This window comes from Thermosynechococcus sp. M98_K2018_005, from assembly GCF_015295825.1.
In the GTDB taxonomy this organism is placed as follows: domain Bacteria; phylum Cyanobacteriota; class Cyanobacteriia; order Thermosynechococcales; family Thermosynechococcaceae; genus Thermosynechococcus.
In genome coordinates, this window is sequence record NZ_DVEH01000049.1 from 18314 (window position 1) to 38567 (window position 20254).

The following is a 20254-nucleotide window of genomic DNA, read 5'->3' on the forward strand; positions in this document are numbered from 1 at the left end:
GTAACGGCATTCCTGCCCTGGGGCAGATTGCATACAGCCCTTTTCCCAAAGATAGTACCTGCTCAGCACTGTGAAAGCTAAGGTAGAAGAGCACCCAATCTCTTCTGTCGTCTCCATCCCCTAGAAAAGGGCTGTAAACTGAATACGGTGATTCAATAAAGGCTCTATGAGTAATCTCGAGAAACAAATTGAACAAGCTCGCGAGGAAGCCCACAAAATCTGTGACACCAAAGGGGCAACCTCTGGACAGTGTGCCGCCGCTTGGGATGCCCTTGAGGAACTGCAAGCGGAAGCTGCCCACCAACGCGCTGAGCAGCAAGATCACAAAACCTCCTTCCAGCAGTACTGTGATGACAACCCCGATGCTGCTGAGTGTCGCATTTACGACGACTAGGGGTTGAGGGTGTGGGTCGCTGGCAACAGTTGTGGGATCAATTTGCCGCAGCGACGGGTCAGCGGCTCCATGAGGGTAAAGCCCTTGCGGTGGGGGGCGGCAGTATCAACACCACCTATGTGTGGCAACATCCTGAGCAAACCCTCTTCATTAAGTTCAATCGTCCTGAACGGCAGGCCATGTTTGCTGCCGAAGCCAATGCTCTGAGGGCGATCGCCAAGGTCCAAGCGATTCGCGTTCCCCTTCCCCTGCTATGGGGAAGGGTTGAGGACGCGAGTTTTTTAGTGTTGGAATACTTGCCCCTCACCAGTGCTGGGGATTGGTGGCAGATGGGGGTAGAGTTGGCCCAGTTGCACCTCAAGGGCACGGGCGATCGCTATGGCTGGTCGGAAAATAACACCATTGGTGCCACTCCTCAAATGAACCCTTGGTCAGACAACTGGGGGGAGTTTTTCCGCGATGCTCGCCTGCGTTATCAGTTTGATCTGGCTCGCCGTCGGGGTGGACACTTTCCCAAGGCGGAGAAGCTCCTAGCAGCCATTCCAGAACTCCTGAACCATGAGCCAACCCCTACCCTAGTGCACGGCGATCTCTGGTCGGGAAATGCCGCCTTTTGTTGCACGGGGGAACCGGTGATTTTCGACCCCGCCAGTTACTATGGCGATCGCGAGGTGGATTTGGCCATGAGTGAACTCTTTGGTGGCTTTCCTGCGGCCTTTTATGAGGGCTACAACGCCACCTATCCCCTACCGGCTGGCTATGGGCAACGGAAAACTATTTACAACCTGTATCACATCCTCAATCACTTCAATCTTTTTGGCGGCAGTTATGGGACTCAAGCCCAGTACATGATTGAGCAGATCCTTTAACTGCAAGCTGCCCCGTGGGACAGAACGTTTGCCAAAGCACTCTAAGATTAAAGTGGCCACTTGCCTTACATCGCTGTAGTATCGTGGAGTGCATGGCTTCAATTTTTGAGTGTTTGCGAGATTCCTTCCTATGTCCGATGGCAAAGTGCCACCCACAAATGCTTCTACCCCTGAATCAGTGACAGCCAAGACAAAAAAGGCCACAGAACCTTGGTGGCTGGAAATAGCCAAAACCCTAGGGCTAGCGGCTGTCCTTGCCATTGGTATTCGTACATTTGTGGCCGAGGCACGCTATATCCCCACCGGTTCCATGGAAGAAACCCTGCTGATTAACGATCGCCTGATTATTGAAAAAATCAGCTACTATTTCCATGCCCCCCATCGGGGCGACATTATTGTGTTTAATCCAACCCCCACACTTGAGCAGGCGGGCTTTCGTGATGCCTTCATCAAACGGGTGGTGGGCTTGCCGGGCGATCGCGTCGAACTGCGCGAAGGGCGGGTCTATGTCAACAATCAGCCCCTGCCCGAACCCTATCTTGCGCCCTCAACCTTTACATCGGTAGATACCTGTGTTGGCATGCAGCCCTATCTGGCTCAACCCCAAGTGATTCCTGCCAACAGTTACTTGGTTTTGGGGGATAACCGCAATAACAGCTTTGATGGTCGCTGCTGGGGAGTGGTACCGCGCAATTACATTATTGGTCGTGCGGCGATTCGCTTTTGGCCCCCCGATCGCTGGGGGTTGATGACCAAGCCGAAGGAACCGCAACAGTGAGGCAAACGCTACGCACCGAGGTACTCGTGGTTGGCGGTGGGACGGGGGGGGTAGCTGCTGCCTTAACGGCAGCTCGTAGGGGGGCACAAACAGTCTTAGTCAGTGAAACGCCGTGGCTAGGGGGCATGCTCACGAGTGCGGGGGTGGCTGCGCCCGATGGCAATGAACTGATGGCTTGGCAAACAGGGCTGTGGGGCGAGTTTCTGCGGGCGATTGCCCAACGACAGCCGGGGGGGCTAGATCATGCTTGGGTGAGTTTCTTTACCTTTGAGCCAAAGGTCGCCGCTGATCTTTTTGCCGAGTGGGTCAAGACAACCCCGAAGCTGACGTGGATTGTTGGTGAAGTTCCCCAAGCGGTTTTGCGCCAAGGCGATCGCGTCCTCGGGGTGGAATTTACCACCCTCACCATCCATGCCCAAATTACCATTGACGCCACAGAACTTGGTGATCTCCTTGTCTTGGGGGAAATTCCCCATCGTTGGGGGTGGGAGTGGCAGGCAGAAACCCAAGAACCCTCAGCACCCCCAGCGCCCACCGTCTTGACTCAAACCTATCCCGTTCAAGCCCCCACATGGATTGTCGTTTTGCAGGACTATGGTCAGGGTGCCACTGCCCCGGCGATTCCCCCTTCCCCCCTTTGGGATGAGCGCAAGTTTAACGGTGCTTGGGCAGGCTACGACCCGCTGCACTTTCTCAACTATGGCCGCCTACCGGGGAACCGCTTTATGCTTAACTGGCCGCAGCAGGGGAATGACTATGGGGTGGGTCTGGACCGGCTGGTTGGCTCTGCCCAAGAGCGACAGGCCTTTTGCCAAGAGGCACGCTGGCATGCTCAGGATTTTGCCTGCTATATCCAACGCCACTTTGGTCGCCGCTACGGTTTAGCGGAAGAGACTTTTCCCCAACTCGCTGGCCAACTGGGGGGCGGTGCCTATGCGCTCCATCCCTACTACCGCGAAAGCCGGCGCCTGATTGGTCTCACTACGATTCACGAGCAGGATATTCTCCCCAGTGCTCTACTGCCCGTTGATGCCCAAGGTCACTACACGGGCATTGCCATCGGCAACTATCCGAACGATCACCACTATCCGGGGATGGAACTCCCCCTTACTCCTAAGTCCATCCGTTGGGGCGGCCGTTGGACGGGAACACCCTTTGTAGTGCCCTATACGTCGTTGATTCCCCAGAGGGTAGAGGGCTTTTTGGTGGCAGAGAAAAATATCTCCGTGACCCATATTGCCAATGGTGCCACCCGCTTGCAACCGCTGGTGATGGGCATTGGACAGGGGGCAGGGTGGTTAGCCGCCACAGCTATTCGCCAAGGGAAATCTCTGCACCAACTGGTGGGCAGACTTGATCTGAAGCCCCTGATTCAGGAGTGCCGACAGGCAATTTTTCCCTTCTTTAACCTACCGCCGCAACATCCAGAGTGGGAAGCTTGGCAACTCCAGACACTCAATACATTTGATCCCACAGTCCCCCTACCCCCAGAAGTGGCGATCGCCCAACCCACACCAATGACCATGAGGCCAGGAATGCAAACTGTCACGGGCGAATTTGTGAAACTGGGGGAGCAGGCCTATCAACTGCGCACCGATCAACAGTCTTGGCCTTTGGTGACCCTCCACCCCACCGTGAACGCTCGCCTGCAAACCTATAGAAATGGGCAGCCGATCACAGTGACGGGCTTTATCAACCCCTATGCTCCTTGGATGCGGGTGGAACACGTGGCCTAAGTGTCGCAGCTTAGCTCCCCAAGGCGTTGGTTAAAGCGCAGATTCTCGCTGTAGTCCACAGGGACATCAATGATGGTGGGAACCTCCTGTGCCAAGGCGGTTTTCAGCGTGGGGATAAAGTCAGCGGTGTCCTCAATGCGATAGCCTTTAAGGCCCATGCTTTCGGCCAACTTGACAAAGTCGGGGTTACCAAAGTGGACATAGGCGGATTCACCAAAGTAGCGCTGCTGTTTCCACTCAATGAGGCCATAGCCACCGTCATTAAAGATGATGGTTGTGAAGTTTGTTCCCATGCGCAGCGCCGTTTCCAGTTCTTGGAAATTCATCATGAAGCCACCATCCCCTGTGACCGCCACCACATGCCGCTGGGGATAGACCAATTTCGCAGCCATTGCCCCTGGTACTGCAATCCCCATTGCCGCAAAGCCATTGGAAATGATGCAGGTGTTGGGGAGATCGCAATGGTAGTGACGGGCAATCCACATCTTGTGGGCACCGACATCAGAAATAACAATGTCCTCTGGTGCCATGACTTGACGCAGGTCATAGATGAGCTTTTGCGGCTTGACGGGAAAACCCTCATCTTGGGCATATTGGTAATAATCCGCCACAATGTCCTGACGCAGTTGGACGGCATAGGGGGTGGGTTTGTCCTGGCGATCGGCCCGCTTGAGAATTTCATAGAGGGAGTCAGAAATATCGCCGACAACCTCAACAACAGGGATGTAGCTGCTGTCAATTTCCGCATGGGTGGCCGCAATATGGATAATGGGCAGGCGGCCATCGGGGTTCCAGCTTTTCGGGGAATACTCAATCAAGTCATAGCCAACGGCAATCACTAAGTCAGCATGATCAAAGCCGCAGCTAATGTAATCCCGCTGTTGGAGTCCCACCGTCCACAGGGCAAGGGAGTGCTGATAGGGAATGACCCCTTTGCCCATGAAGGTATTGGCCACGGGGATATTCAGCTTTTCGGCAAAATGGGTGAGGGCAGCGGCAGCATGGGCACGAATAGCGCCATTCCCCACTAAGATCAGGGGGTTCTCAGCAGCATTGATCAGTTCAGCGGCCTTGAGAATGCTCTGGAACGAGGCATAGGTTTTTTCAGGGGGGCTAGGCTTGAGGGGATAGCCCTCAGCTTCCATGGCGGCAATGTTTTCGGGCACATCAATGTGAACGGCCCCCGGCTTTTCATTCTGGGCAATCTTAAAGGCCTTGCGGACAATTTCTGGTGTAATGCTGGGGCGGACAATCTGGGCATTCCATTTGGTTACCGGGCTAAACATGGCCACCAAGTCCAGATATTGGTGGGACTCGATGTGCATCCGATCCGTCCCCACTTGTCCTGTAATGGCCACAAGAGGAGCACCATCGAGGTTAGCATCAGCCACACCGGTCATTAAATTTGTCGCACCGGGGCCAAGGGTCGAGAGACACACCCCCGCTTTGCCAGTGAGGCGACCATAGACATCGGCCATAAAGGCCGCCCCCTGTTCGTGGCGGGTGGTGATAAATTGAATCCGAGAGCGACGGAGGGCATGGAGGACATCAAGATTTTCTTCCCCCGGTAGACCAAAAATATATTCGACGCCTTCATTTTCAAGGCATTTCACGAGTAATTCGGCAGTATTCATAAGGATGGGCGATCGCGGGCACTACCTTCTATCGTAGTTCTGCTTTCCTTGCCCAATTCTTAAATGTTGGCAAATGCTGACGAAATTTATGCTGCTGCCAGATCGGAGATCACCTTGGCCAGATCAATGTCCTTTTGGGTAATCCCGCCCGCATCATGGGTGGTGAGGCAGACCGTGACCCGATTCCAAGAAATGGACAAATCAGGGTGATGCCCAGCCTGCTCAGCGGGATCCACAAGGCGATTGACAAAGGCAATAGAGCCTAGAAAGTCCTTGAAGGTGAAGGTTTGCTCAAGGCGATCGCCCACTAATTTCCAGCCCGGCAGGCTCATAAGCTGGGCCTCAATATCCGCTGTGGATAATCGCTCTGCCATGGTCTTGCCTCAACCCTATTAGCTCTGGGGTAGTAGAGCCAATTTACCAACTCGACTTGACGACCCCCGGCAGTAACCCTTGGTGTGCCATTTCCCGTAGGGCATTGCGGCAGAGGCCAAAATCGCGATAGTAACCACGAGGACGACCCGTCAACCAGCAGCGATTCCGCAGCCGCGAAGGGGCACTATTGCGGGGCAACTGTTGCAGTTGACGATGGATGCTCATGATCTCCTCTTGGGTTTCGGCGCTGGCCAGTTGAGCCTTGAGTTCTTGGCGTTTGCTGGCGTATTTAGCAACGAGCCGTTGGCGCTTTTTTTCCCGTTCGATCATGCTTTTTTTGGCCATGGGGGTGCGTTTGTCCTCGATAATGATGAATTTGGTATCCTATATCCTATCAAAGAGCGATTTGCTGCTGCAACTGTTGATCCTTGCGGGGTGTTTCTGTGCCCTTACATCTATACAACACACTGTCTCGCCGTCTTGAACCCTTTTCGCCCCTGCACCCAGAGCGGGTGACGATCTATGCCTGTGGTGTCACGGTGTATGACTATTGCCATTTGGGGCACGCCCGTTCCTATGTGGCTTGGGATGTGCTGCGCCGCTATCTCACGTTCTTGGGCTACGCGGTGCACTATGTGCAGAATTTTACCGATATTGACGACAAAATTCTTCGCCGTGCTCATGAAAACGGTGAAACCATGGCGACGGTGAGCGATCGCTATATTGCCGCCTACCACGAGGACATGGCGGCTTTGAATATCCTGCCTGCCAGTGCTTATCCCCGCGCGACAGAGGTGATTCCAGAAATTATTCACCTCATTCAAGGGCTATTGGATCGCGGCTATGCCTACGTGGCCGGGGGGGATGTTTACTATGCCGTGGCGCAATTTCCCAGCTATGGCAAGCTCTCTGGGCGCGCGCTTGAGCAACTGATGGCCGGTGCCAGTGGCCGCGTTGAGGAAGAGGAGGAGCAGCGCAAACGCCATCCCCTTGATTTTGCCCTCTGGAAAGCCGCCAAGCCAGAGGAAATGGGTGCCTATGATCCGTGGGAAGCCCCTTGGAGTAAAGGCCGCCCCGGCTGGCACATTGAATGCTCGGCAATGGTGCGGCAGGCCTTTGGGGCAACGGTGGACATCCACTGCGGCGGCATGGATTTAATTTTCCCCCACCACGAGAATGAAATTGCCCAATCGGAGGCGGTGACGCAACAACCCCTAGCCCGATTTTGGCTCCACAATGGCTTTGTTACCGTCAACACCGAAAAAATGTCCAAGTCCTTGGGGAATTTCACAACCATTCGCGACCTGCTGACTCAGGGGGTGGAGCCTATGGCCTTGCGCCTGTTGGTTTTGCAGGCTCAGTACCGCAAACCCTTGGACTTTACGCCAGAGGCACTAAGTGCCGCTGCCAAAGGCTGGCAAACCCTAGCGGAAGCCCTGCGCTTGCATCAGCAGATTCCCCTGCCCCCCACGGCTCCAGAGGCGGTGAAAAGCCACCCCAGTAGCCAAGCTTTTTGTCAGGCTATGGATGAGGATTTGAACACCGCCGCCGCCCTCGCCGTGGTCTTTGAACTGGCGAAAACCCTGAATCGTGAGCAGCACCGCTATCTCCACGGGGGAGACTTGGGGCGATCGCCCGCTGAGGTGAGTCGCGATTGGCACACCTTGGTTGCCCTTGCTCAGGTGTTGGGTCTGGAGGCCAAGGAGGCACCAAAATCTTTGCAAACAATGGGACTCACCGATGAGGAAATTCAAAACCTGATTGCTGCTCGCACTGCTGCTCGCCAAGCCAAGAACTATGCTGAGAGCGATCGCCTGCGGGATCTCCTTTTGGCTCAAGGGGTCAAAGTTGTGGATCAAAAGGACGGCACCACCCATTGGTTTCGCGTGCCCGCTGGCTCAACCCCCTAACTGTGGAGAACACGATGCACGATTCCCTCGCTGACCTGCGTCAGGAACTCTTGGCGCTTCTTTGCCGCGATGCCTACCGTGCCGGCGAGTTTATCCTTTCCTCTGGCCAAAAAAGCCACTATTACATTAACTGCAAACCTGTGACCCTATCGGCGCGGGGCGCTTATCTTGTGGGGCGACTCTTCTTAGCGCAGTTAGCTCCTGAAGCAGTGGCGGTGGCGGGTCTCACCCTTGGGGCGGATCCCTTGGTGGTGGCAGTGAGCGTGCTCTCCAATGTGCAGGGGCAGGATCGGGCGGCACTGATTGTGCGCAAGGAAGCCAAAGGCCACGGCACGATGAGCTTCATTGAAGGTCCCCCCCTGCCCCAAGGGGCGGTGGTCACGGTGCTTGAGGATGTAATCACGACAGGGGGTTCTGCCCTCAAGGCGGTGCTGCGGCTCCAAGAGGCGGGTTATGTAGTCAATGAGGTTCTTGCCATTGTCGATCGCCAAGCAGGCGGGGAAGCTGCCTTTGCTGCTCAAGGGGTACCCCTGCGATCGCTCTTTCGGATTAGCGACCTCGAAGCCTATCTCAATTCGGTCTAAATCCCCAACCGCTGGTAAATTTCCTCGAGATGCTTGAGGTGGTGCTCAGGGTTAAAGCAGGCCTCGAGTTCCTCTGGTGTGAGATAGCGCTGAATCTCTGGGTCTCCTTTGAGGTTGGCCGCAAAATCGCCATTGGGTTGATTCCAAGCGGCATGGGCGTGTTTTTGCACCAAGGCATAGGCGGCTTCGCGAGTCAGACCTTTTTCCACCAGCGCCAAGAGCACCCGCTGACTAAAGATGACACCGCCGTAGCAGTTCATATTGCGGCGCATATTCTCGGGATAGATTTGTAGCGTCTGCACCAAGTCCGTCATTTCCACCAGCATAAAGTGGCTGAGAATCGAGCTATCCGGCAAAATCACCCGTTCCACCGCACTGTGGGAAATATCCCGCTCATGCCAGAGGGCAACATTTTCAAGGGCAGCCAAGGCATTCCCCCGCAGCACCCGCGCCAAACCCGTCAGCCGTTCGGAACGAATGGGATTGCGTTTATGGGGCATGGCAGAGGAGCCTTTTTGTCCCTTCGAGAAGAATTCCTCGACTTCCAGGACATCGGTGCGCTGCAGATTGCGAATCTCAACGGCAAAGCGCTCGAGGCTCGCCCCTAAGAGGGCAAGGGTTTGGGCATAGTCGGCATGGCGATCGCGGGAAATCACCTGCGTTGAAGCGGTATCCGGTTGCAGTCCTAGTTTTTGGCAAGCGATCGCCTCTACACGTGGATCCACATTCGCATAGGTGCCCACTGCCCCCGAAATTTTGCCCACCGCCACGGTGCGCTGTAATTGACACAGGCGATCGCGATGGCGCAGCAGCTCTGCCAACCAGCCAGCCAGCTTGAAACCAAACGTAATGGGCTCGGCGTGAATCCCGTGACTGCGTCCCACCATCACCGTATAGCGATGTTCTTGGGCACGGTGGCGCACCGCCTGAATGAGCTGCTCCAACTGCTCCTGGATCAGGCTTAGACTGGCCACCAATTGCAAGGCTAAACCGGTGTCGAGGACATCAGAACTGGTCAAGCCAAGGTGAATATAGCGACCGGCATCGCCAACATTCTCGTTGACATTGGTGAGGAAGGCAATGACATCGTGCTTGACCTCTGCCTCAATTTCCAGCACCCGTTGGGGGTCAAACTTGGCCTTAGCTTTGATTTCAGCCACGGCGTCGGCAGGAATATGTCCCAGTTCAGCTTGGGCTTCGCAGACCGCAATCTCAACATCGAGCCATGTTTTGAATTTGTAGGCATCCGTCCAGAGATTCCCCATCGGGGCAAGGGTATAGCGTTCGATCATGGGCGTGTGTTTATCTAGAGTGATCAAAAACGGCAATCTAATGGAATCGAATGGCGATCGCCTATTTGCGTTCGGGATGGTACACAGTCTCCGCCGTGGCAAAGCCATTGAGGCGGTAGATGAGTTGGTAAAGACGGCTGTAGTCCCGCTGGTTAAAGTGCAAGATCAATCGCGGCAGGTGGAGCGTGTGGGTCAAGGCGGGGCGGTTAATCGGTTGCTCGTCTTCCACTTCCCGAGGCAGCGGTTCAGCGCGTTCAATCTGCCCCGACACGAGAATATCCTGAAAATCGCGATTGAGTTCTGCCAAGGCGGCGTCACTGATGTCTTGGTTCAACCGCAGCACCAAGCGATCGCCCACATAGCGGCTAGAGTGATAGACGCGATAAAAGCCACTCAGATAGGCTAAGCCTTCCTCCACACTGGTGCAGATGCGGTAGAGTTCCTGATCCTCACCGTTAATCAGCCCCTTGGCTGCCAATTCTTCATGAATAAACTGATCCCAATGTTGCCAGTAGGTACCACCGGGAATGTCCATCAGGACCAAAGGTTTAGGGGGGGCTTTGCCCGTTTGGCAGAGGGTCAAGCATTCAAAGGCTTCATCTTGGGTGCCAAAGCCACCGGGGAAGACCGCAATGGCATCGGTTTCCTTGAGCAAAAAGAGCTTACGCGTAAAGAAGTACTTAAAGTGAATCAGACGCGGATCGCCTTCAATGTAGGGATTGGCACCCTGCTCAAAGGGGAGTTCAATGTTCAGGCCAAAGGACTTGTTGGGGCCGGCTCCTTTGTTGCCGGCTTCCATGATGCCGCCCCCGGCACCCGTGATAATCATAAACCCCGTGGCACTTGCCGCTTGAGCAAAGCGCACCGCCATTTCATAGACTGGCGCGGTGGAGGGGGTGCGGGCGGAGCCAAAGATCGAAATTTTGCGGGTATGGCGATAGGGGGCAAAGACCCGCAGGGCTTGGTGCATATCCCGCAGGCAGGAACGCAAAATTTTCCAATCTAGTCGTTCCAGTTCCTCATCAGCAATATCCAGGAAAAGTTGCAAGGCTTGGTAAATCACGTCGCCGTGGGGCACACTATCCAAGCGATGAATTAACTGTTCAAGGTCTTGCTGTAGGCTACTTAAAGCGACTCGCGAAAGGGTCATGGCACCCCAAGAACGTTAGCACCCTATTTTATCAGGCAGTGGGATCACCTGATGCAGTGGGTAGGCTCAGGGTAAAGGTGGTAATGCCCGCTTCACTGTCGGCGCTAATTTCACCCTGCAATTGCTCCACGAGTTTTTGGGTGAGGGCGAGGCCTAAACCCGTTCCCCCCTGTTGCCACGGATCCGCATTGGGAATGCGATAAAACTTTTCAAAGATGCGCGGTAGCTCCTTACTGGGAATCTCTGAGGGATTACTCACTTGAATTTGTAGGCGATCGCCCCCGATTGGATCAAAACGGACAACAATCTGGGCGCCAGCAGGACTGTACTTACAGGCATTGTTGAGTAACTCTGCCAAGATGCGGGCTAAGGCATGGCGGTTGGAGAGGAGGGGGGGCAAAGTGGCGGGGCGTAAAATCTCAAGGGATTGCTGCCGCTGTTGCATGCGGTTGCGGAAGGGTTCGAGCACCGAGGGCAGCCAACTGTCGAGATCAATCACCTCCCGTTGAATCTGGCTGCGCCCTGCCTCTAGGCGTTGCAGATCTAGCAAATCATTGATCAATTCCGTTTCGCGGTTGCACTCATTGGTGAGAATGTCGAGGTAGCGTTTCTGGCGATCGTCGGTGGCAAATTGCTTCAGCATATAGATGGCCATTTTCATATTGGCCATGGGGGTACGCAACTCGTGGGAAACGGTGCTCAAAAAATCATCCTTAATCGCATTGAGCCGCTCTAGCTCCTGCATTTTCTGTTCCAGTTCGGCAGTACGGGCGCGCACTTGTCGCTCCAAATCCGCATTGAGTTCTTGCACCTGTTGGTAAAGCTGCGCTTGGTGAATGGCAAGGGCACACTGGTCGGCAATGGTTTTGACGAGGCTTAAATCTTCTGGCGTCCAAGACTTGGGCAGGGTTTGTTGCCAAAGCTGGCGATCGCTCACCAAGATGGACGTTGCCTCACTGGGTTCCCACTCACAATCTAGGAGCGTAATTTGCCCGAGGAGTTGGCCGAGGTAAATCAGCGGGGTGATTACCAAAGCGTTGACGTTGAAGGTTCTGAGATCCGTTTGCAGCGGCTGCGGTAAATCCGTACAACTAGCCGCCAAGACCACCTGTTCCCCGTTGCTGAGGGCGGGTTCAAAGAGGGCGATCGCCCCTTGGTTCAGAGCAATCAAGTGGTTGGGTAAGCTGACAAATTGAGGACGGCTGGCATAGGTAGGACTATTGGGAGCATGGGTTTGCGTAATCAGGCAGAGGGTCGATCCCAAGGCTTCTAGGAGTAAATCAGCGGTAATTTGCAGAACTTCCGCTGTCACCATGGTGGTACGCATGGCTTGAATGATGCGGTTAATGATGGCCTCGCGGCGGGCTTGGTTGCGCAGTTGTTCCTCGGCTCGCTTGCGATCAGTGACATCCATGACATAGCTGCGGATCAGCTCACTTTCATAGATGTAGTGAATCGATTGCTCGTAGATGCGTCCTTGGTACTCCACCTCCCGCACATGGACTTTTTCTTGGGTTTGCTTCATGTAGCGCGCTAGTTCCGGCAATCCCAACAGCAGAGGATGAGTCAACGTCTGTTGCTGTAGATCCCGAAACTGCATCACCGCCGCTGGATTGAGATACGTCACCCTCCCTTCTAAATCCACTTCCAAAATCGGGTTGGGCGTCAGCTCCGGATAGGAGGCCAAACGCACTAAGGCCGCTTCACTAAAATTCTCGTTCTCGATATTACCCTCACTGAGGGGGACAAGGGTTGCAAAGGGATTGGTGCTTTTGGAGAGAAATCCTAAGACATCGGTACTGCGGCAAAAATCCTGAAACTCCGTATCCGTCATGTTAGTCAACGTCAAGTAGCGGGCACGCACATCGCCGCCAAACACAATCATGTCGCCGCCACGCAAATCATGGGCAACAATCCGCTGGCCATTGACCAGAGTTCCATTCGTACTGCGCTTGCCCTGCAAATCACCATCAATGAGGCGAAAAAGATAGCTATTGGTTTCAGGACTGGTCACCCGTAACAAAATCGCGTGCTGCCGTGAGACCATCTTCGAGTGGAGCACAATTGAATTCGTCGGATCGCGACCGATGGAATAGGTGGCTGCCTCTAGCAAAATAGGTCGCCGCCCCTCACTGTCTTCGAGGACTAACAGGTGGCGGACTGCTTGCCGCTCATGGCTCACCATTGCCTCCTTGCCTAGGACGGCTGGGCATCCTGACGAAAGGACACGGGTGTGGCTGTCGCCTTCCAAGTGGGTTCTTTGACCGGTAGGGTGGTATACTGGCGCACCAAGGCACGGAACTCATCACCCTCAATGGTTTCCTTCTCAAGGAGCAGCTCCACCAGCTTGTCAATGGCCACTCGATGCTCGCGGATGAGTTTGCGGGCAATCTCGTAGCAGTGCATAACAATCTCGCGCACCTGGTGGTCAATTTGCACGGCCACGGCTTCAGAATATTCAGCGCGCGGCATGAGATCGCGACCCAGAAACACCTCGTTACCCGGCGTTTCAAGGGCTAAGTGTCCCAAATCCGACATGCCGTAACGGGTCACCATTTCCCGCGCCAGATTGGCCACTGCGCGCAAGTCGCTACTAGCACCCACAGTGACTTCACTATCGCCAAAGATTTCCACTTCGGCAGCGCGCCCCCCCAATAAAATCGTGATCTCATCAAGGAGCCATGCCCGGGTATAGAGGCCACTATCCACCCGCTCCTCATCAAAGATCTGCTGGGCAAAGCCGCCAACGCCCCCAGAGCGCGGAATAATGCTCACTTTATTGAGGGGATCCGCGTGTTTCAAGAGCGTCATCAGTAGAGCATGCCCCACTTCGTGGTAGGCAATCAGCCACTTTTTCTTGCTGTCGAGGAGGGGAGTGAGGGTCATGCCAATCGTCACGCGATCAATGGCATCGTCAATTTCGGCATTGGTAATGGCAGGTTTGCGGCGCCGGGCAGTGAGAATCGCAGCTTCATTGAGGAGGTTGGCAAGTTCGGCACCTGAAAAGCCAGGGGTACGGCGGGCGATCGCCTCTAGGGACACCTCGGGGGCAATTTTCTTGTCCCGCGCATGGACTTGGAGAATTTGGAGGCGTCCCTTGTAGCTGGGCAAATCAACGGTAATCTGGCGGTCAAAGCGGCCTGGACGCAGTAGGGCAGCATCCAAAACATCGGGGCGGTTCGTTGCCGCAATTACAATAATGCCCGTATTCCCCTCAAAGCCATCCATTTCCGTCAGGAGTTGGTTGAGGGTTTGCTCGCGCTCATCATTGCCACCGCCAATGCCGGCACCCCGTTGGCGACCGACGGCATCAATTTCATCAATAAACACCAGACAGGGGGCGTTTTCTTTGGCCTTTCTGAAGAGATCCCGCACACGGGAGGCACCGACGCCCACAAACATTTCCACAAATTCAGAACCCGAAATCGAAAAGAAGGGAACCCCAGCTTCGCCAGCGATCGCTTTGGCAAGGAGTGTTTTTCCGGTTCCCGGTGGCCCAATCAGCAGCACCCCCTTGGGAATACGGGCACCAATGGAGGTAAATTTCTCTGAATTCTTGAGAAAGGTGACGACTTCCTGAAGCTCTTCTTTGGCCTCTTCAATCCCAGCCACATCGCCAAAGGTCACCCCCGTTTGTGCCTCCATTTGGAAGCGGGCGCGGGATTTACCAAAGTTGAGAATCTGCCCAGGGCCGCCGGGGGCATTACTCGCCCGCCGCAAAATCATCAGGAATAAAATCAGCAGAAAGAAGCCCAGCATCAAGTTAGAAATGACGCCAACCACTGCCCCATCACTGCTAGAGGGCACTACCCGCACCGTCGTGTCATAGCGGGTGCTCACTTGGCGCAGCAGTTCTACGAGTTCAGGATTGCGATCAAAGAGCCGTACCTCTTGGGGGGGAGATTGTTCGGGGTGATCTTTACGGCGAAACTTGGCTAGCCCCTGTTCCTGATAGAGTTCGACGGAGCTGACTTCACCAGCCTTGAGGGCATTGAGGAATTGACTGTAGGAAACGGTGTTGTTATTGCTCGACTGCGCTAAACCAATGTTCGTGGGAGCTAACGAGAGACCCACGACCAAAGCCAGTTGACTCAGCCGCTGGGAAAGGCGTTGAGCGTATTTCATCGGCACCCGTTTCCGAAATTCAGTTCTAATGTCCAGTTTAACAGCGATTTTTTAGTTCCTTAGCGCCACGGATCAGCCACAGCTAAGAATCACCGCCCTAAATATAAAATAGGACAGCATTCTCTTTAGAAGACCCATGGGACTGATTGTACAAAAGTATGGCGGCACGTCCGTCGGCAGTGTCGAGCGCATTCAAGCGGTAGCCCGCAGGGTCAAGGCGACGGTGGCAGCGGGACATCAGGTGGTGGTGGTGGTCTCGGCCATGGGCAAAACCACGGATAGCCTAGTGCAACTGGCCTATGCCATTAGCGATCGCCCCAGTCAGCGAGAAATGGATATGCTGCTTTCAACGGGGGAGCAGGTTTCAATCGCCCTGTTGACGATGGCTCTCCATGCCTTGGGGGAACCCGCCATCTCCCTCACCGGTGCCCAAGTGGGGATTGTCACTGAACCGGCTCACACCCGTGCCCGCATTCTCCACATTGAGACCCAGCGCCTCGAACGGCACCTCAAAGAAGGACAAGTGGTGGTTGTGGCGGGTTTTCAGGGGATTACCGCTGCCGCTGATTTTGAAGTCACTACCCTCGGGCGCGGCGGTTCTGATACCTCGGCTGTGGCCTTGGCGGCTGCTTTGCGGGCGGATTGCTGTGAAATTTACACCGATGTTCCCGGCATTTTGACTACGGATCCGCGACTGGTGCCCCAGGCCCAACTCATGAGCGAGATTACCTGCGATGAAATGCTGGAGTTGGCTAGCCTAGGGGCAAAGGTCTTGCACCCCCGCGCGGTGGAAATTGCCCGCAACTATGGCGTGGATTTGGTGGTGCGCTCCAGTTGGACGGATGATCCCGGTACTCGCGTCATCGCACCGTCGCGGCCGCCGCGTCCCGTGGAAAATCTTGAACTAGGCAAGCCCGTGGATGGTGTGGCACTGGATACGGATCAGGCGAAGGTAGCACTGCTGCGGCTGGCGGATCGCCCCGGGGTTGCGGCACAGCTTTTTGGCGAACTGGCACGGCAAAACCTTGATGTGGATTTGATTATCCAATCCATTCACGAAGGGCAAACGAACGATATTGCCTTCACGGTGCAAAAGAGCGTTCTTAAACAAGCCGAAGCTGTTGCCGTGGCCTTTTATTCCCGCTTGAATCCACGGGTTGAAGAGACGGATGTGCTTGTGGATGCCGAGATTGCCAAGGTGAGTATCACCGGTGCAGGGATGATTGGCCGACCGGGGGTGGCCGCTCAGATGTTTTCGGCCTTGGCAGCAGCGGGTATTAACCTACAAATGATTTCCACCTCTGAAGTGAATGTCAGTTGTACTGTGGCTGCAGCAGATGCAGGTCGAGCGATCGCCGTTCTCTCCCAAGCCTTTGATGTGGAAGCCGCCACCACTGTTCCCCAAGAAACCCCCGATGCCCCACCGGTGCGAGGCGTTGCCCTTGATCCCAAGCAGGCACGGATTGCGATTCGCGATGTGCCCGATCGCCCTGGCATGGCGGCAGCGATTTTCCAGACCCTTGCGGATGCCGCCATTAGCGTGGACATGATTATCCAATCCCAGCGATCGCGTCCCCTAGGGGGTGTGATGACCCGCGATATTGCCTTTACGGTGGCCTCTGCCGATGCCGAGCGAGCTACGGAACTACTCAAGGGGGTTCAGACCCAATTGGGCTACGGCGACATCCTCGTGGATACGGCGATCGCCAAAGTGAGCATTGTCGGTGTGGGGATGATCCACCGTCCGGGGATTGCGGCGCAAATGTTTGCGGCCCTTGCCCGTGAAAACATCAACATTCAAATGATTGCCACGTCGGAAATTCGTGTTAGTTGTGTGGTGTCAGAATCAGAGGGGGTACGGGCGCTGCGGGCGGTGCATACGGCCTTTGGTCTAGATGGTGAGGCCCCCGTCGTCATTCCCGATGTTGGTAAATAGACCGCCCCACTGGCAAATTGCCCTTGTGCTCGGCGTGGGCGTGTTGGCGGTTTCTACGGCTGCTGTGCTGGTGCGCTGGGGCGTTGCTGGCTTAGCCACCGATTCCCTAGGCGTGACCGTGGGGTTGAGCATTTTCTTGGCCTGTGGTCGTCTGAGTTTGGCCGCCCTCTTTTTGATTCCGCAACTTTACCCTTGGCCGTGGCCAGACCTGACTCGCCAAAATCTGCGTTGGGCACTGGCTGCTGGCGTTGCCCTTGCGGCGCACTTTAGCCTCTGGTTCACCTCACTGAACTACACCTCAGTGGCAGCCTCAACAACACTGGTGACCACAACTCCCATCTGGTCGGCCCTCGTCGGGTACCTTTGGCAGCGACAAACCCTTAAACCCCGTGCTTGGGTGGGCATGGCGATCGCCCTTGGCGGCAGTGCCCTGATTGGAATAGGAGAACCGACGACTGGGGTGGCAAGGAACCCCCTGCTGGGACATGTCCTGGCGATCGCTGCAGCGTGGGCGGTTAGTGCTTACTTTATTTGTGGTCAAGCTGCCCAAAAAGGGGGTCTCGCGATTCACCACTATGCCCTTGTTGCCTATGCCACTGCTGCTGTGGCGCTCCTCCCCCTGCCGCCCCTCCTTGGCTTTGCCTACACGGGTTGGCCGCTAAAGCTCTATGGCGCTATTCTCCTGCTAGCGCTGATTCCGCAGTTGGTGGGGCACACCAGTCTCAATTGGGGCGTGCGTTGGCTCTCCCCCACATGGGTAACCCTTCTAGTGTTGGCAGAACCGATTGCTGCAAGTCTCTTTGCCCTGCTACTCTTTGGTGAGATGCCGACAACGGCAGTGATGACGGGGGGCAGTCTGGTGGTGGTGGGCTTAAGCGTGGCACTGTGGCCTAATTCCTAGGGGGGTTTCGGCGATCGCCGCCGCTGTTTGAGGGTATCCAAAGCATCCCCCAAGGCGGTAATGAGCCCCTCACGGGTACGGGCATGATTTTGCCGTTCCTCCTCTAGGGCACGCCGTAGCCGTTCATTTTCCAAGAGGGCTTCAATCAGTTGTGCCTGAAGTTCGGCAACAGAGGTTTGACTGCGCACGCGGGCTTCAATCCGTGCCCGTTCCTCCGCTCCTTCCGGGGCTTCAGGATCCACAGGCGGTGGGGGCGGTTCAGGAACCAGTGACAGCAGTTCATTTGCTCGCGCCTGTGCCCGTTGCAGTTGCTCTTGCAGACGTTGAAGCTGTTCCTGAAAATCTGCCACAGTGGATAAGGCACAGTTAGAAATTCTAGGGCTATTTTGATACGAGTATCCTCAGAAAACAAGGGTCATGGTATATTCGTGAGTGGTGAGGCACTCCAAGCATGGTGGCACTGGGCACAGGGGATTATTCCAGCCCCTGAGCGCGAGAGCGGCCTACGGGAGTTAAAACAATTTCTCAGTGCCTTCACCGCATTGAGTCCCCTTGACATCACACTGCGCCGATTTCCACTCCAGATTCATCTCAAACGGCCCCTTGCAGAACTCCAAGAGCGTTGGCAACGCCGCTGGCAGGAGCGGGTTCCTTTGCAATATCTCATTGGTACGGCTCACTGGCACGATCTCGAATTAGTCGTCACCCCCAGTGTGTTGATTCCCCGGCCAGAAACAGAGGAACTCCTAGAAGTGGTGGCAGCAAGGGTACCCCCTTGGCAACAACAGGGGCAGTGGCTGGATTTGGGTACGGGGAGTGGGGCGATCGCCATTGGCTTGGCGCGGTTATTTGCGGCAGCACTGGTTCATGCCGTGGATTGTAGCCCTGAGGCCCTAGAGGTTGCGCAAGTTAATATTCAAAAGTACGCTTTGGGCGATCGCGTGCGCTGCTACGTTGGGAGTTGGTTTGCCCCCCTTACCCATCTGCAAGGGCAGGTGCAGGGCATTGTCAGTAATCCCCCCTATATTCCCACCCGTCTAGTGGCCACTCTCCAACCGGAGGTACAGTACCATGAACCCCCCCTTGCCCTCGATGGTGGTGTGGATGGCTTGCAGGCGATTCGCCAGATTGTTGAGACAGCGCCAGAGTATCTTCAGCCCCAAGGCTGGCTCTTTATCGAATTCATGGCAACCCAAGGGGAAGCTGTGGCGGCGCTAGCAATGGCCACCCAAGCCTATGAACGAGTGGAAATTCTTCGGGATCTCAGTGGCCACGATCGCTTTTTGCTCGCTCAAGCAGTTTAGCCGCGATCCCAGCGCCAGAGGGCAACCATCAGGGCAACCACCCCAATTTGCAACGCCAGATTCCACACCAAATCCTCACCTGCAGTGCCCGCCAATCCCTTGAGGCCAAGGATAAAGGCACCCATGAGGCCGGAAGCGGCAAAAACGGCATAGAAAACGCGCCGTAGTCCCCGATAGGGAGCTGCTGCCTCGGCTCGCAGGCGATCGCGCAGGGTTGATTGAGTCACTTCAGCCGGTTGCTGGGGTTCGTTAGCAGCCATCTTGATTTTCCCGTCACCTGGAAATATCCTACGTCTCTACAATAGGGAACGGTGTGCATGAATGACGGTCTAAGGCCGTAGGCCAAAAGAGATGTGAGGAGTTGGATATGCATGGGCAGCAAATCAGTGTAGCACTGGCGATCGCCTTGGGTAGCACGGTTGCAATTCCCCAACTCAGTCAACCCTCCCAAAATACCCGTGCAGGGACACTCCACTGGAGCGATGCTTCATTTCCTGTGGAAAATTTCCAAGGCTATACTTCTCCCTTCGGCTACCGGCGATCGCCCACAGGGGAACCCACCACTGAATTTCACAATGGTCTTGACTTTGCTGCTCCCCAAGGAAGTTATATCCGCAATTGGTGGGTCGGGCAGGTGATTGAAGTTTCCGATCACACCGCCTGTGGCACACTGGTACGGATTCAATCGGGGGCTTGGGAACACGTTTACTGCCACATGATGGGGCGGGTTGAGCAGACCCCCCAAGGACGAGCCATGGTCGATCGCGCCGGTGGCATTTTGATCCTAGAGGGGCAGTGGGTACCCACGGGGGCACGTATTGGTCGAGTGGGCATGACAGGGCGCACCACCGGCCCTCACCTTCACTGGACACTCCGGTACCGAGGGCAGTTGGTCAACCCTGCGGTGGTTCTACAGGCCATGTATGGCAGCCAAGCTCAACGGTAACTCTCTGATTAAAAACTCACGGGACTGACGGGGCTCGAACCCGCAACTTCCGCCGTGACAGGGCGGTGCTCTAACCGATTGAACTACAGTCCCAATTTTTGAGCGATTTTTAGACTATCAGGAAAATCATGGCCTTGTCAACTGGTTAAATTTGCCTTGCAGGGCGATCCCATACTCAGGCAGTTGCAAAGCGAGGTAGTCATCCTCCCCCTAGTACCCAATGCACTTGGTTTTCAATCCCCCAATGACCACGCACCGCCCGCTCTACCCTACCCTCAAGACTCAGCAGATAGGAGCGTCGCTCGATAGTGGGTGCCTGT

Annotated in this window: 19 protein-coding genes and 1 tRNA gene; 10 read left to right on the top strand and 10 right to left on the bottom strand. The window is 55.4% G+C overall.

What is annotated here, in order from left to right; genetic code table 11:
* Window positions 1-166 precede the first annotated feature (166 nt).
* From IGQ15_RS07155 to IGQ15_RS07170, 4 genes are all read left to right on the top strand, one after another.
* On the top strand, window positions 167-394 hold the full coding sequence (locus IGQ15_RS07155) for a Calvin cycle protein CP12 (protein WP_297050219.1): 228 nt from the start codon (window positions 167-169) through the stop codon (window positions 392-394).
* Between the two features lie 11 nt (window positions 395-405).
* Window positions 406-1263, top strand: coding sequence for a fructosamine kinase family protein (locus IGQ15_RS07160; RefSeq protein ID WP_297050222.1), 858 nt, complete (start codon window positions 406-408; stop codon window positions 1261-1263).
* 130 nt (window positions 1264-1393) lie between these two features.
* Entirely contained in the window at window positions 1394-2041 is a 648-nt protein-coding gene (gene lepB, locus IGQ15_RS07165; RefSeq protein WP_297050223.1) for a signal peptidase I, read from the top strand.
* Window positions 2038-3777 (top strand): FAD-dependent oxidoreductase, encoded by a 1740-nt coding sequence (locus IGQ15_RS07170; RefSeq protein WP_297050225.1) that lies wholly within the window; start codon window positions 2038-2040, stop codon window positions 3775-3777. Before lepB ends, IGQ15_RS07170 begins: the two co-directional genes overlap by 4 nt.
* On the opposite strand, the gene IGQ15_RS07175 is transcribed toward IGQ15_RS07170, so the two are convergent.
* From IGQ15_RS07175 to rpsN, 3 genes are all read right to left on the bottom strand, one after another.
* The gene (locus tag IGQ15_RS07175) at window positions 3774-5411 is read right to left on the bottom strand and encodes an acetolactate synthase large subunit (protein ID WP_297050227.1); all 1638 of its coding nucleotides are present in this window, start codon (window positions 5409-5411) and stop codon (window positions 3774-3776) included. The two genes, IGQ15_RS07170 and IGQ15_RS07175, sit on opposite strands and share 4 nt — an antisense overlap.
* An 86-nt stretch (window positions 5412-5497) precedes the next feature.
* The gene (locus IGQ15_RS07180) at window positions 5498-5785 is read right to left on the bottom strand and encodes a 4a-hydroxytetrahydrobiopterin dehydratase (RefSeq protein ID WP_297050229.1); all 288 of its coding nucleotides are present in this window, start codon (window positions 5783-5785) and stop codon (window positions 5498-5500) included.
* A gap of 43 nt (window positions 5786-5828) precedes the next feature.
* On the bottom strand, window positions 5829-6131 hold the full coding sequence (rpsN, locus tag IGQ15_RS07185) for a 30S ribosomal protein S14 (protein ID WP_250683269.1): 303 nt from the start codon (window positions 6129-6131) through the stop codon (window positions 5829-5831).
* Between the two features lie 98 nt (window positions 6132-6229).
* Here rpsN and cysS point away from each other — a divergent pair, with 98 nt between their 5' ends.
* Together cysS and pyrE are read left to right on the top strand one after the other, a co-directional pair.
* The gene (gene cysS / locus IGQ15_RS07190) at window positions 6230-7696 is read left to right on the top strand and encodes a cysteine--tRNA ligase (RefSeq protein WP_297050231.1); all 1467 of its coding nucleotides are present in this window, start codon (window positions 6230-6232) and stop codon (window positions 7694-7696) included.
* 14 nt (window positions 7697-7710) lie between these two features.
* Window positions 7711-8280, top strand: a complete 570-nt coding sequence (gene pyrE, locus IGQ15_RS07195) for an orotate phosphoribosyltransferase (RefSeq protein ID WP_297050233.1) — start codon at window positions 7711-7713, stop codon at window positions 8278-8280.
* Here pyrE and purB read toward each other — a convergent pair.
* From purB to ftsH, 4 genes are all read right to left on the bottom strand, one after another.
* Complete coding sequence (gene purB, locus IGQ15_RS07200) at window positions 8277-9572, bottom strand: adenylosuccinate lyase (protein ID WP_297050235.1); 1296 nt, start codon at window positions 9570-9572, stop codon at window positions 8277-8279. The genes pyrE and purB overlap by 4 nt on opposite strands.
* Before the next feature lie 61 nt (window positions 9573-9633).
* Complete coding sequence (locus tag IGQ15_RS07205) at window positions 9634-10722, bottom strand: LOG family protein (RefSeq protein WP_297050237.1); 1089 nt, start codon at window positions 10720-10722, stop codon at window positions 9634-9636.
* A 31-nt stretch (window positions 10723-10753) separates the two neighbouring features.
* On the bottom strand, window positions 10754-12904 hold the full coding sequence (locus tag IGQ15_RS07210) for an ATP-binding protein (RefSeq protein ID WP_297050240.1): 2151 nt from the start codon (window positions 12902-12904) through the stop codon (window positions 10754-10756).
* A gap of 14 nt (window positions 12905-12918) precedes the next feature.
* A complete protein-coding gene (gene ftsH, locus IGQ15_RS07215) occupies window positions 12919-14847 on the bottom strand; it encodes an ATP-dependent zinc metalloprotease FtsH (protein WP_297050242.1) in 1929 nt (642 codons plus the stop codon).
* A gap of 136 nt (window positions 14848-14983) precedes the next feature.
* On the opposite strand from ftsH, the gene IGQ15_RS07220 reads away from it, so the two are divergent.
* Together IGQ15_RS07220 and IGQ15_RS07225 are read left to right on the top strand one after the other, a co-directional pair.
* Window positions 14984-16783, top strand: a complete 1800-nt coding sequence (locus IGQ15_RS07220; protein ID WP_297050244.1) for an aspartate kinase — start codon at window positions 14984-14986, stop codon at window positions 16781-16783.
* A complete protein-coding gene (locus IGQ15_RS07225; RefSeq protein ID WP_297050246.1) occupies window positions 16770-17684 on the top strand; it encodes a DMT family transporter in 915 nt (304 codons plus the stop codon). Before IGQ15_RS07220 ends, IGQ15_RS07225 begins: the two co-directional genes overlap by 14 nt.
* On the opposite strand, the gene IGQ15_RS07230 is transcribed toward IGQ15_RS07225, so the two are convergent.
* On the bottom strand, window positions 17681-18034 hold the full coding sequence (locus IGQ15_RS07230; RefSeq protein WP_297050248.1) for a hypothetical protein: 354 nt from the start codon (window positions 18032-18034) through the stop codon (window positions 17681-17683). The genes IGQ15_RS07225 and IGQ15_RS07230 overlap by 4 nt on opposite strands.
* Window positions 18035-18112: 78 nt before the next feature.
* On the opposite strand from IGQ15_RS07230, the gene prmC reads away from it, so the two are divergent.
* Window positions 18113-18988, top strand: a complete 876-nt coding sequence (gene prmC / locus IGQ15_RS07235; RefSeq protein WP_297050250.1) for a peptide chain release factor N(5)-glutamine methyltransferase — start codon at window positions 18113-18115, stop codon at window positions 18986-18988.
* Here prmC and IGQ15_RS07240 read toward each other — a convergent pair.
* Complete coding sequence (locus tag IGQ15_RS07240; RefSeq protein ID WP_297050251.1) at window positions 18985-19248, bottom strand: DUF3493 domain-containing protein; 264 nt, start codon at window positions 19246-19248, stop codon at window positions 18985-18987. The genes prmC and IGQ15_RS07240 overlap by 4 nt on opposite strands.
* Before the next feature lie 107 nt (window positions 19249-19355).
* Between IGQ15_RS07240 and IGQ15_RS07245 the strand changes: the two genes are divergently transcribed.
* Window positions 19356-19934: a M23 family metallopeptidase gene (locus IGQ15_RS07245; protein WP_297050253.1), complete on the top strand. Its 579-nt coding sequence runs from the start codon at window positions 19356-19358 to the stop codon at window positions 19932-19934.
* A gap of 19 nt (window positions 19935-19953) precedes the next feature.
* Here IGQ15_RS07245 and IGQ15_RS07250 read toward each other — a convergent pair.
* Window positions 19954-20027, bottom strand: a tRNA-Asp gene (locus IGQ15_RS07250).
* Between the last annotated feature and the right edge of the window lie 227 nt (window positions 20028-20254).

Excerpts from the sequence above, each read along its gene's own strand:
- lepB (WP_297050223.1), top strand. The coding sequence starts at position 1,394 with ATGTCCGATGGCAAAGTGCCACCCACAAATGCTTCTACCCCTGAATCA.
- purB (WP_297050235.1), bottom strand. The coding sequence starts at position 9,572 with ATGATCGAACGCTATACCCTTGCCCCGATGGGGAATCTCTGGACGGAT.
- IGQ15_RS07245 (WP_297050253.1), top strand. The coding sequence starts at position 19,356 with ATGCATGGGCAGCAAATCAGTGTAGCACTGGCGATCGCCTTGGGTAGC.
- IGQ15_RS07180 (WP_297050229.1), bottom strand. The coding sequence starts at position 5,785 with ATGGCAGAGCGATTATCCACAGCGGATATTGAGGCCCAGCTTATGAGC.
- pyrE (WP_297050233.1), top strand. The coding sequence starts at position 7,711 with ATGCACGATTCCCTCGCTGACCTGCGTCAGGAACTCTTGGCGCTTCTT.
- ftsH (WP_297050242.1), bottom strand. The coding sequence starts at position 14,847 with ATGAAATACGCTCAACGCCTTTCCCAGCGGCTGAGTCAACTGGCTTTG.
- IGQ15_RS07205 (WP_297050237.1), bottom strand. The coding sequence starts at position 10,722 with ATGACCCTTTCGCGAGTCGCTTTAAGTAGCCTACAGCAAGACCTTGAA.
- rpsN (WP_250683269.1), bottom strand. The coding sequence starts at position 6,131 with ATGGCCAAAAAAAGCATGATCGAACGGGAAAAAAAGCGCCAACGGCTC.
- IGQ15_RS07175 (WP_297050227.1), bottom strand. The coding sequence starts at position 5,411 with ATGAATACTGCCGAATTACTCGTGAAATGCCTTGAAAATGAAGGCGTC.
- IGQ15_RS07240 (WP_297050251.1), bottom strand. The coding sequence starts at position 19,248 with ATGGCTGCTAACGAACCCCAGCAACCGGCTGAAGTGACTCAATCAACC.
- IGQ15_RS07225 (WP_297050246.1), top strand. The coding sequence starts at position 16,770 with ATGTTGGTAAATAGACCGCCCCACTGGCAAATTGCCCTTGTGCTCGGC.
- IGQ15_RS07220 (WP_297050244.1), top strand. The coding sequence starts at position 14,984 with ATGGGACTGATTGTACAAAAGTATGGCGGCACGTCCGTCGGCAGTGTC.
- IGQ15_RS07155 (WP_297050219.1), top strand. The coding sequence starts at position 167 with ATGAGTAATCTCGAGAAACAAATTGAACAAGCTCGCGAGGAAGCCCAC.